Annotated in this window: 8 protein-coding genes; 3 read left to right on the forward strand and 5 right to left on the reverse strand. The window is 64.2% G+C overall.

Going from position 1 to position 11,852, the window contains the following annotated elements; genetic code table 11:
* Positions 1–33 precede the first annotated feature (33 nt).
* A complete protein-coding gene (locus tag Q0568_RS13560; RefSeq protein ID WP_298862701.1) occupies positions 34–942 on the reverse strand; it encodes a virulence RhuM family protein in 909 nt (302 codons plus the stop codon).
* A 106-nt stretch (positions 943–1,048) separates the two neighbouring features.
* Between Q0568_RS13560 and Q0568_RS13565 the strand changes: the two genes are divergently transcribed.
* Entirely contained in the window at positions 1,049–2,827 is a 1,779-nt protein-coding gene (locus tag Q0568_RS13565) for a hypothetical protein (RefSeq protein WP_298862704.1), read from the forward strand.
* Here Q0568_RS13565 and Q0568_RS17220 read toward each other — a convergent pair.
* Positions 2,799–3,011, reverse strand: a complete 213-nt coding sequence (locus Q0568_RS17220) for a type II toxin-antitoxin system VapB family antitoxin (protein ID WP_366941342.1) — start codon at positions 3,009–3,011, stop codon at positions 2,799–2,801. The genes Q0568_RS13565 and Q0568_RS17220 overlap by 29 nt on opposite strands.
* Positions 3,012–3,124: 113 nt before the next feature.
* On the opposite strand from Q0568_RS17220, the gene Q0568_RS13570 reads away from it, so the two are divergent.
* Together Q0568_RS13570 and Q0568_RS13575 are read left to right on the forward strand one after the other, a co-directional pair.
* A complete protein-coding gene (locus tag Q0568_RS13570; protein ID WP_298862708.1) occupies positions 3,125–3,799 on the forward strand; it encodes a DUF433 domain-containing protein in 675 nt (224 codons plus the stop codon).
* Positions 3,800–3,803: 4 nt separating this feature from the next.
* Complete coding sequence (locus tag Q0568_RS13575; RefSeq protein WP_298862711.1) at positions 3,804–4,208, forward strand: hypothetical protein; 405 nt, start codon at positions 3,804–3,806, stop codon at positions 4,206–4,208.
* Positions 4,209–4,266: 58 nt separating this feature from the next.
* Here Q0568_RS13575 and brxL read toward each other — a convergent pair whose 3' ends face one another.
* The 3 genes from brxL to Q0568_RS13590 are packed head-to-tail and all read right to left on the reverse strand — an operon-like array spanning position 4,267 to position 11,851.
* A complete protein-coding gene (gene brxL, locus Q0568_RS13580) occupies positions 4,267–6,324 on the reverse strand; it encodes a protease Lon-related BREX system protein BrxL (RefSeq protein ID WP_298862716.1) in 2,058 nt (685 codons plus the stop codon).
* Positions 6,321–8,654, reverse strand: coding sequence for a BREX-1 system phosphatase PglZ type B (gene pglZ / locus Q0568_RS13585; RefSeq protein ID WP_298862719.1), 2,334 nt, complete (start codon positions 8,652–8,654; stop codon positions 6,321–6,323). The genes brxL and pglZ overlap by 4 nt, the downstream gene beginning before the upstream one ends.
* On the reverse strand, positions 8,651–11,851 hold the full coding sequence (locus Q0568_RS13590; RefSeq protein ID WP_298862724.1) for a hypothetical protein: 3,201 nt from the start codon (positions 11,849–11,851) through the stop codon (positions 8,651–8,653). The genes pglZ and Q0568_RS13590 overlap by 4 nt, the downstream gene beginning before the upstream one ends.
* Position 11,852 lies beyond the last annotated feature (1 nt).

Here is an 11,852-nt window from a genome sequence, read left to right on the forward strand (position 1 = left end):
GCCTCCACCTGACTTCAGAGCATTCGAGACCGATCAGGAAGGCGAGCGTGTCAGCCCTTCCCCTCGATCTCGCGTTGCGCGCGTGTCCAGCACCGGAGCATCCATCGCCGATATCAGGCGGTCCAGGTGGCCGATCCAGTCCTTCATGTACGTCGCTTCGTGACTCTGCGCACGGAACTCAGCCGCATCGAAGTACGCGGAGACAAGCGTGTTGAGCTTCCTCAACTCGCCCTCGTCCAGATAGTTCTTGGCAACGGACACATCAGACTTTCGTGGTCTCGTTCCAGCGAACGAGGTCAGGCCCATCTCAGGTTTCGAGGCATCCGTCCGGGCCGCGATGACTTCTGCTGCTGTGTGTCCGCGCGCCGCGAAGTGGAGCTTGTTCTGAACGACTGCGAAGAACTGCTTGGACTCTTCAGCACTCGCGTCGTAATCGACACTCGTGGCGTACAGATCCAGCACTTGCCGATACAGCACCTTCTCGCTGCTTCGGATGTCGCGGATGCGATCAAGCAGTTCACGCCAATAGCGACCGCCGCCCAGGTTCTTCAGGTTCTCGTCGTCCATCGTGAAGCCCTTGACGAGGTACTCCCGTAGACGTTCGGTGGCCCAGATGCGGAACCGTGTGGCAGTCCGGCTCTTGACTCGGTAGCCGACAGATATGACGACGTCGAGGTTGTAGTGAGTGATGCTTCGCGCAACCTCACGAGATCCTTCGGTTCGAACTGTTCGGAATTCCCGAACAGTTGCCCCCGCGGACAGCTCACCCTCCTCGAAGACATTCGCGATGTGCTCGCTGATATTCGCTTTGGACGACCCAAAGAGGTCGACAAGCTGAGCTTGCGTCAGCCACACAGTGTCGCCATCCAGCCGCACTTCCAACGCGGGAGCGCCATCCTCACGCTGGTAGAGGATCACCTCCCCGGATGGCTCTGCAGTCATTTCGTGCCCTCCACTTGATCGGCGAACTGAATCGCTACCAAGGTATCTGGCGGCACCGACATCCCCACCGCGTGCATTCCGGCATCCGCTTCCGTACGCTGACCGGGTGACCTCCCCCTTCGACGATCCCGAGTTCCGCAGGCAGATGGCCGCGATGGGCGTGCGGCGTCAGCCCGGCATGGCCAAGCGGATGCTGGACCAGATCGCTCCGCTGCTGGCCGACGAGGGCATCGACCTCGAGAACCTGGACGGGTCGGATCTGGATGCCGTCAACGCGGCGCTGGCGCGCGCGACGGAGCGCCACAATCTCATGCTGTTCACGCCGGTCGGGAAGCATCGGGCGCTGGCGCTGTCGGTGCTGCGCAGGTTCACGATGGCGATCGGCGACGACGATCTGCGCGCGGCGCAGAAGATCCTGGACGACGTCCCCATCGAGGAGACCGACAGCATGCCGGCGGTCTCGCACGTGATCGGCGCAGCGCTGGGCCTGCTCGACTCCCGGCACACCGACCCGGCTCTGGCGTCCGTCCGGCAGCGGATGCGCGTGCCCGCCTGGCCCTCGAAGGAGGCGGTGGCGGCGTCGCGCGACATCGTGCCGCTGTCGAACAGGGGGCGCGCCTTCGACTCGCTGGACTCCCTGATCGTGCGTCACAACGGGCAGAACGTGATGGTCGGCGCAGCGCTGGCCGTCGCGGCGTCGGTGCTGGCCGAGGCTCGGGTGAGGGGTCGCGATGTGGTCGAGGTGGCGGCATCCGCTCTGACGGATGGAGAGGCGGATGCCGTGCTGCCGCCGGCCGCGAACGGCGCGGGCGGCCGCGCTGCCGCCCCCCGTAGGGCAGACGAGGCGCTGGCACTGAGTTTCCAAGCGTGGTTGGACGAGCAGGACGAGATCGCTGCACCCGACGTGGGCACCGAGCTCCGCATGTTCCGCTCGCTGCAGAAGCTGGCGCGTGAGTGGGTGATCGACCTCGACGATCCGGACGATGTCGAGACGTTCGCGGAGATGCTGGGCGAGGAGCCCGACGACGCCGAAGGTGCGCTGTTCGACGCGCTGGACACGCTGCACGACTACGTGCACATGCGCCTGGCCTCAGATCGTGCCGGCTGGGCCGACGCGCACGATGCGCTCGAGGATGTGCTGCTCGATGGGTCGGAGGGCGATGGCGGCGCGCTGCTGCAGGATGCGCTGGCCGGCGGGCAGGACATTCCCGAGGAGGAGAGGCACCGGGTGCTGCGGCGACTGCCGGTCGTCTTCAGCGTCGGCAGGCTGCTGGAGTGGATCGGGGCGGGGCGGCCAGTCTCGTCGACGGGCGCGTTGCGCCGTGCCGACATCCAGCGGGTCGCAGCGATGATCGGCGTCTCCGCTGTCGGCGTGAGCAGGCGGATGCCGGCGGCGGACGGCGTGGAGCACGTCACGTCGATGAACCAGCTGCCGCTGCTGTCGGCCTGGTGGCAGGCGCTGATCATCGCCGAGGTGATCGAGCTGAGCCCGACCCGCGTGCGGCCGGGCGTGACTGCCGACGCGTGGCACGACCGGATGCCCCTCGAGCTGACCGAGTTCCTGGCCGCACTGGTCGCCGCGCAGGTGATCGCCAACGCGTACATCGGCCTGGACGACGACCGCGAGCGCTTCACTGTCACGGACACCGTCTCCCGCGTGGTCGCGGCGCTGGGCAACGGTTCCGACTTCATCGCCGACGAGCCCGGCCTGCGGATGCTGAACCTCGAGCGCACCGGGTTCGTGACGCGCTCGGCATCAGGCATTCATACGGTGCCCGACGCGCTGCGCTCGACCGTCGCCCGCGCCGTGACGATGGTCATCTCCACGCACCTGGTGCCAGGCGTGGTCGACGGGTTCATGGACGAGCTGGGTGGGGCGGAGTGACGGACGTCCGGCCGATGATTCGCTCGACCGCAGCGGGCTGATTCCGAACGGCGATAAGCGTTCGCAGAGCGAGCTCAACGGTCTCTCGATCCGAGGAGCTCCCGGTGAGTTCCTTCGCCATTCGGAGTGCATCTGTATCGACTTCGATCGTTGCAACAGTCATCCGAGTTCCGCCTCCGGCCATACGCCTACATCGATCGTGTCAGGAGAACACGTCAATCGCTACCGGCTACGTCAGCCGCGAGTCAGTCGCCGAAATGCCGCCTATCACCATGCGATGAGAAGTACACTGTTTGCATGCAAACACGAGCAACCGAGACGGCTTACACGACGCCGATCTACTCGCTGAACGAGGCGGCGCAGATCATCCGCGCGCCTGCTTCGTCGTTCGCACGGTGGGCCCACGGGCACCGTTTTCGCCAGCGGAGCGAGGGCAAGTGGGGCTGGAGCGAGCCGATTCTGACGGGCGTCGGCAACGGCCGAGGATTCACCGTTCCGTTCGACGCTCTCGCCGAGGGATACGTCGTCGAAGCGTTCCGCCGGGCCGGCTTGCCCATGGCACGCATCCGACCCGCGGTTCAGATCCTGCGCGATGAGCTGGGCCTGGAGCACGCGCTGCTCAGCGATCGTCTCAAGACCGACGGCGCCGAGATCCTGTTCGAGAACGGTGATCGCGACCTCGTGGTCGTCCGCAACCATCAGGGCGTGTTCCGCGACGTGGTCGAACAGTACCTGCAGACGATCACGTACAGCAACGGACTGGTCCAGTCCGTGCAGCTTCCGACGTACGAGGGTGCCGCAGTCGTCGTCGACCCGCTGCGGAACTCCGGCCAGCCGACCATCGCGAAGCTGGGGGTACGCGTGGAAGATGTGGTCAGCCGGGTGCGTGCCGGTGAGTCGATGATGGAGGTCGGAGACGACTTCGGACTGTCGGATGCCGAGATGCGATCGCTCTGGGTTCAGGCCGCCTGAGACCATGGCCGACGCCCGCTTCCTGCTCGACCGCTCACTGGGCGGGAAGCTGCTGATCGCGCGGTTGCGTGGTGCCGGGTGGAATGCTCGCACCCTCGCAGAAGAATATGGCGATGCGCGCGCCCAGGCGATGTCGGACGACGAGTGGATCGCATCCGGAACAGCATCCGGATTCATCCTGCTGGCGAAGGATCACCGGATCGCGTCCCGTCCGCTCGAAGCTCGGGCGATCTATATGCATGACGCGCGTGCGATCGCATTCGCGAACGGCAACCTGACAGCGACAGAGATGGGCGACCTGTGCTTGCAGTACGAGAAGGCCATCCATCGGATGTCGTCAGCTCACCCGCCGTTCGTCATGTCGCAGGGCAAAGGTGGGTTGAGGCGCAAGAACCTGAACTTCCCGTAACGCACTGCTTCGGGCATCTGATCGGACCAGGGCCGTCGGGTCCTTGAGCGCGGTGAACCTATTCGTCGAGCGCTTTCACGAGGGCATCCTGTGCGTCGTTGTAGAAAATGAACGAGACTTTTGTAGCGACCTCGTCGCTGACGTCGAGGAGTTGGCGGCGAGCTGACACCGGGAGCAAAAGGGCCGTCGCTCCCTTTTCCATCGCGTGCTCGGCGAGTTGCGCTGCGTTGAGGATCGTCTCGACGCCACCGCCGAGCGACAGGTTGCCGACAGCGATCAGGCCGCCACGGATAGACCGCTGGAGCATCGCCGAGGCCAGCGAGAGAAGGATCGGCAGTCCGAGCCCGGCGCCAGTCTTGGCTGCGTCGAGCGCGCGTATCTGAGCAGTGAGGTTATGCTCGCGCGGGTCGCGGTCGCCCACGAGTTGTCTCGCCTGGGCGATGAGGTTCTGCTCCGCGACCTTGAAGCTCTCCCGGAGCGTGGCGGGTGCGGCCTGGTTGAGGAGACCGCGTGCGCCAGAGCCGGGCGTGTCCGCCGCCTCGATTCGGTAGAGTCCCGGGCCAACGTCGCCGCCACCCTCAGAGATCGCCCACACCTGGCCAGGGGGCAGTGGATCAAGGCCGATCGAGTCGGGGCTCGCGAGCTCGGGAGTCGAGACGAACTGCTCGACTCCCTCGCCGAGGCGGTAGCCGAACTGGGTGTTGCGGAACTCTGCTGCGCCAATGCGGCGCTGCTGTTCCTTGACGCGACGGCGGCACTCCAGAGCGATACGCACCGCCCATTCGAGGTCCTCATCGGAGATCGCGGCTTCAGCGTCGGGATACACGAGCTTGAGCAGGCCATCGACCGTCTTGTTGACGGCCGACAGGTCTCGGCCAGACAGCGCATCGGAATAGTTGACCCGGCCCTGGATCGAGGTAAGGCGCGACTGGTCACGAAGGCGCGACCAGCACTCGGAGAGGAAGTCGCTCACGAGCCCGAAGTGCTGGGTGAAGTAGGTCGGGTTGAGCTTGGGAACATCCCAGCCGGGTAGGTAGGCATGGATGCGGTCCATGAAGGCCGTATCATCGCGCATCTCCGGGGGCAGCGGCGAGAGCAGGTGGCCGATCCGCTGCTGGTGGGCGACGTCCACGTCGAAGTTCCCGACCAACATGATCGAACCGTCAGCCCGGATGGACTCACGGCCGCGAGAGAACTCACCCGACTCCATGTAGCCCTTCATGATGTTGACGCCGTCCTTTTGGTCGAAAGAGACGCCGGAGACCTCGTCGAAGCAGACGACGTCGTACTGTGCGACGAGGCCGCGTTGTCCAGTGGCGTTGTTGACGAACATCCGGGCAACGGTCGCCTTGCCGCCGGAGATCAAGTGCGCGTAGGGCGAGACTTGCTGGAACAGGTGGGACTTGCCGGTGCCACGAGGTCCTAGTTCGACCATGTTGAAGTTCCGCTGCACGAACGGGACCATGCGCAGCAGCAGCACGTCTTGTTCGCGCTCGGTGAGTTGCGCAGGTTCGAAGCCCACTGACCGAAGCAGGAGGTGCTTCCACTGCTCTGTAGTGAACCGTGAGCGACCTTCGGCCAAACGCGAGAGCGAGTCGCGGGTTGACAGCTGAATGGGGCGAAGCGACCCGACAGCGAAAGGCTTGCCGTTGTTCTCGTCAGCGATCGCGGCGTCGTAGACCAGGTCGACCTCGGCGTAGAAGCCACCAGTCAGCATGCGCTCGTTCTCGCGGACAACGGCATCGTCGATACGCACGTCTCGGAGTCCAAGGCTCGGCAGCTCGGCGACATAAGCGTTCGACTTCGCATCGAGACGGGCCTTGACGAGATCGATGAGCTTGACAGTCATGCGCTCACGCGCGCGCGACTTGAAGAGCTCCTCTTCACCAGCCCGCACAGTGCGGTCGGCGAGCAGCCGCCGCACGACCTGAAGCCCTTCTTCGATCTCCTCCGGGTCGGTCGTGGCGCAGTAGCGTCCGATGAGGAACTCTCCGACGTAAGTCGGGACGGGATACGCACCCTTGAATTGCTGAGCCAGATCCTTGCGAACGACGTACCCCTCGAAGGCTGACGCTGCGGTCGTGTCGATCTCGTCGAGTGTGACTGCTTCGGTCATTCGACGCCTCCTACCGTGGTTGGCGCTTGCGCTAGAACTCCACCGCTCGAGTCGAGTAGTACGACCCATGCGTTCGCCCCGGCAGGGGCCTGTTCCTCGTCGACCAGCACCTTGACCTCGCCCGGTTCGGTGGGCGGCTTCGGACCGCCGACGGCGCTCGATGCGTCGGCGGGGCGAAGCCGAACTTCGGCAACCACTTCGGCCTCGGCAGGGCCGTAGTCGATGCGGCATCGCTGTCCGGTCCATCGAACAGCTTCAATCTGGACGGGTGCAGCGGCCGAACGACCACGCGTCACGGTGACGACGGGAATCACGCACTCCTGGGGACTCAAACCGCCGTGCTCGTACAGGCGGCCCGACTCGAATGCAGCAGTTCCCGGTGCGCTGACCATGTCAACGGACGAGTCCCAAGTCCAGGCCAGGATCGGAAAGTCCGGGCGCGCCGCGGTAGCCTTCAACCGCGCCACACGCGGCTTACGAGCAGCATCGCCTTCCGTGACTTGTATCGGGAGGTTGACCTTCTGCGCTGCTCGGCCGGGCAAGAGGAAGCCGTGATCGGTGACCACGACAACCTTGCGCCAGCCTGCGTCGAGCAGTGCACGAACCCGCTCGGCGACGAGGTCGAGGTGGTGGTCGACGAGGTCCGCCATCTGGTGCCCGTGCGAGTGGCCCAGCGAGTCGATCATGTTCGTCTGCGTCCAGGCCTTTCCGGCCGGGTCTCCGACCTGAGCGGTGTCCCAGTCGAGGAACTGCACCTCTGCTGCGGCGAGGGCCGACCGCAGCACTGCACCCTTCACAGATCGCCCCTGATCATCGGCCGCGTCGAAAGCAGCGCCGCCAGCGATGCTGATTTTGATCGGTGCCACCGCCGGCTGGCCGGTTGGCGTGACGCTGGGGAATGCTGCCTGGCGCGGCTCCACAACTACCGCGAGATCTGACAGCCGGCGAGCAACACGGGCGGCCAGGTCGTACCGCAGTGCATCGACATAGACCACGCACGTTCCGGCGACTATGTCGAGGCCCGTCTGGCCGCTGTACCTGCCAACTGCGGCCTTTTGGAATGCTCGTGCCGACTGATCGACCCAGGGGTCGTAGATCGCGGCGAGCGCGTGAGTGACAGCGGACCTATCCTGCGCGGTCTTGGCCGTCGCGATCGTCCGCAGCGCGAGGCCATCGATCACGTGGCCTTCGTCGCTAAACCAGGCAATCTGAGTCTTGAGGTCTGTTGCTTTCGAAGCGGTCGCGACACGGTCTGCCAGTTCCGCGAGGTGGCCAACTGCCCGCGCAAGGGGCGCCTGTCCGAGAGCAGCCCAGACGCTTTCTTCGCGCGACGTGTGTTCGGCAGCGAGCTCCTGAACGCGACCACGTGGGTCGGGATGAGTTCCCAATGCATCGAGCGCCGACCTAAGCGCGTCCTCCTCGTCGCGGTTCCATGAGGGCCACGAGTCAGGGTGTGGGTCGGCGTCTCCAAAGAGCGGCACCACAGAGGGCCGCGCCTGATCGAGCAAAGCAGGAAGGTGCGGGTAACGGCTTGGGTTCTCCGCAAACCGTTGCCAGACAGCTCCCCACTCGCCCCTTCGGCCGCCGAGCTTGCTGGCTGCGGTGAGCGCGCCGTCCTTCTCAGGGCCAAAGCCGTAAACGGACTTGCAGGAGGCGACAAGGGCCTGCCACTGCGCACCTTCGAGCGAAGCCCTCACCTCATCCGGGTCGTTCATCCATTCGAGGAGGGTGCGAACCGTGTCATCGAGCACGAGGTGGTGCAGGCGAGAGGAATCGAGGCGCCCCATACGCCTGAGGTCGTCGATGTCCTCGAAGAGGAACTTGTCCAGCACCTGAGCGAGGGCCGCCTTCGTTGCACTGTCGCTCGCGATGTCGAGCCCGGCGCCCTGCTTCGACGCGAGGAACGAGTGCGGCGTCCATGGCGTCTGGCCATGGGCGGAGGGCCACCAGTTCGAGCGGATCGCAACCTCGGCCAGTGGCGCGAGCGAGTCATCGAGGACCGCTGCCTCGTCGACGGAACCTCGGCTGACACCAGGCAGGTAGATCACCCACGGATTGCGCTCATCCCGTTCGGCGAGATGGGTTGGCAGTTCCGCTGACTCGGGTGAGGCAAGAACGGCTCGAAGCCAAAGCGCGGGACCTCGTGCGGCTGCGGGGTCGTACTCTCCGAGCACCAAGATGGGCACTGCCTCCTGGAGGAGGCCTATCACTGGCTCCCAGGTGTGCTCAGGGTCGGCCCACAGAACAGCCGCTGGGGCCGAGTTCGCCCCCGCGTTGAAGGCAGCAGCGTCACGGAGGGCTTTGGCGACGACGGCGCGGACGAGCGTCATTCGGCACCTCCCGCCTCGCGCCGGGCGGCACGGCGCTCCTCAAGCGTCGGGTGCAAATCGTTGTGCCGTTCCGACCCGTCGGGATTCGTCCCGCGGTCTTTCTTCCAGTGCACGTTGACCTTGGAGCGCAGCACGCCAGCAGTGATAAACGGCCGAATGTTGAGACGGACACCGTCGTCGAGGTCAGGCGCCCAGCCGATTGGCTGCTCAGCCATCGACTTCCATCGCACGTAGATGTCGTACGGCGGCGCGCCTTCGAGGATCAGCTTGAGTTTGCGCTGAAGTTCCTCAGCCGAGGCAAGTCGGGCATCGGCACCGGCTCGCTCCGCCCGCACCTCATGCTTCTGCCGGTCAATCCATGCGCCGAGCGCAGTAAAAGTGAGCTTCTCAAGGGTCCGCCGATCAAGGCGGTGGTAGTTGACGATTGCCGAGAATCCGTCCTTCCGCCCATCCCAGATGTGCCACAGGAACGGTCGGTTGTCGAAGACCTTCACATGCTGGGTGAAGAACGAGTCGCGAAGCCAGTCTTCCAGTCGCCCGTTCTTGCCGCCGGCCTCGATCACTAGCTTCCGTTCAAGCGCACTGGACCACTCCGTGCCGTACGCACGAGCGAGAAGTTCGCGGAGCCGCGTAGCAAGGTCTGGTTCGCCGGGGAGTGCCATCAACGCTGCGATGCCATCTGAGTCGGACAGGTCGTCCAGTGAGTCTCCGTGGGGCTCAGGCCACATGTACCCAAGGAGCCGTGCGACGGCCACCTGAAGCGGATGATCTGACGATGCCACGTCACCTCGAAACAGCCACTGCGTCGGATCGTCCGAAGCAGGACTCGGCAGCGACCCAACCTGCTCCGCGACCTTCTGCCATCGCTCCTTGTCAAACGCGACCTTGACTACTGTTGCATTGGTGACCTTAAGTGTGTCGTCGATATCGCGGACATCTTCGCCAAACTCGTCGCTTGAACAATATGCCCAGATCGCCGGAAGATCAGCAGGGTCGCGAGGAAGAATCACCGCGGTGTTATTGTCGAAGTGATTTCCCGAATAGAGCGTGACGGGAAGCATCCCCATCTGGGAGACAGCAACGCCACTTTTTCCAAGCGCCGCTTTACCACGAATTGTTGCTCCAGGATCGTCCTGAAGTGGGCCATTGCCATTGCACCAGAGAATTACGTGCTCCCGCCCCCCGAACGGGCGCGTCGAACGCACCGTGCTCTGCTGATACTCCCAGCGGGTGAAGTCGTTAACTTCCCAGAAACAACGGCCGTACCGCGCATAGTCGCCTGTAGTGGTTCCGTTGAGGCCGCTTGCACGAAACTCGAGCAGTGTCGCCGCGTCCACCCGTGTAAGCGTGATGCGTGAGTCGGGGTTCCTCACTTGGTCCGCTTGACCAACTCGCGAGACTGGTCCGCTCCTTAAGAGAGCAGCTTTGGCCTCAACCCCACGCTCCTTGTGCGCAAGCAACGCAGATATTTGGTGGGAGGCCTCCGGCACCCTCCGCGACATGACCGTGAGAGTAACCTTAACGACCTCCCCGGAAATCTGACGAAAGGCACCAGCCCCCAGTCGCGCCGCGATCGCGAACGACTCCTTAGCCAGAAGAGCCTTTCGAAACTTGGTGTAGCTCTTCACGAGCCCCCAGTTCTGTGGCGACACGACAGCAACCGAACCGCCCGCCGACGCGAAATTCAGTGCTCGCTCAATAAATGCGGTCGAGATGTCTGCCTTGGCCGCCGGGTGATGCAGGTCCACGTAGCTGACAAGCCGGGCATCCATCGACTGCCGCTGCAAGTACGGCGGATTGGTGGCCACCAAAGTGTAGTTGCGGGACAGCAGGCTCGCTGCCTCCACTACGTCCGAAGCAACGTGACCCAATACTGTCGCCTCTTGCCGCTCGCGTGCAAGTAGCCGGCCAAGAGCAGCACCGACATCATCCCAGGTTGCACCAATGCTCATATCAGAGCCGAAGAGTGTTCCCTCCAGGTCACTGATTTGCGGCGTGATCAACGACCCAAGGGTGTCAGCGCTGCGGAACAACGAGTGAAGGCGCCCGAGCACCTTCGCAAGCTCCTCATCGTGAGCGGCAAACTCAAGCCACTCCTCTCTAGTGCCCCGCACGGGAACACCAGAGCAAGCAATATGCGGGGCGGGAAGCTCACGGAACCCACCCTGCTTCCATGCCTCCAGCGCCACGTTGAAAGTCGCGATCTGGGTGCAGCGCGGATCGAGTTCGAGCCCGTGGAGGTTGTCCCGGAGGACGGCATCCTGCGCTTCGTCCGGCGTGAGGCCCTCTTCCTCGGCACGCATACGCCAGAGCATTCCGAACATTGCAACGAGAAAATGACCGGAGCCGCAGCAGGGGTCTATTACCGTAACTTCGGCAGCACGCTCGGGCCACGCACTGAACGCGCCCGCCGTGGGTGTGCCGTCCTCGTTGCGACGCAAATACTCCCAGCCGTCAACGAGCGAGGACTCGGGGTGAAGTGCAGCCCACCATGCACCGAGTGAGTTCTCCAGCAGGAACCGAACCATGTAGTTTTCGGTGAACAGCTGCGTGACGGGAGAGAGGTCGGCCCCGCCGATTTTGACGCCTGAGTCGTTGACGCGCTTCTTCTCGGCTGTCTGCCAGAACTGATACACCCAGCCGAGCGCATCCTCGGTTGTGAACACCTCGGATGGGATGTCGATAAGCAGGTGTTCCAGCGCGTCGCGGTGCTCGGCGGCGAACCGGACTTGTACCGAGGGGTCGGTGAGGCGGAACACACCGGGCAAGATCTCCGAGGCGAACCGTGCGGCAACGGCCCAGGCGTCCGGTTCGCCAAGGTCAGGCGCGAGATCGCCGCAGTCGTCCAATGACAACGGAATATCGCGGTAGTCCGGATGCCGCAATAGACCGTTGACTTCCAGGAAGCGAGCGAACAGCAGGCGATGCCACTGCTCGTAGGCGATGTCGTGCACGAGGTTGGTGAGTGCACCCGTGCGTGCGGTGTCATCGCCGAGCTGCCGTGCTTTGTCGCGTAGCGCAAGCCGGAGGTTGTTCTGCTCGTCACTCAAGTAGTTCGGACGGCTCGGCTCGGCGACAGCGAGAGCGCGCAGAGCATCCTCGGCAGCCCGCTGTGCAGCCTCGCGAGCGCGCTGCGTCTGGGCGTCGAGAAATCGTCGTTGGTCGGAGTTGAGGACCTTGGTTGTTGCCGTCGTCATG

The organism is uncultured Microbacterium sp. (assembly GCF_937927635.1).
In the GTDB taxonomy this organism is placed as follows: domain Bacteria; phylum Actinomycetota; class Actinomycetes; order Actinomycetales; family Microbacteriaceae; genus Microbacterium.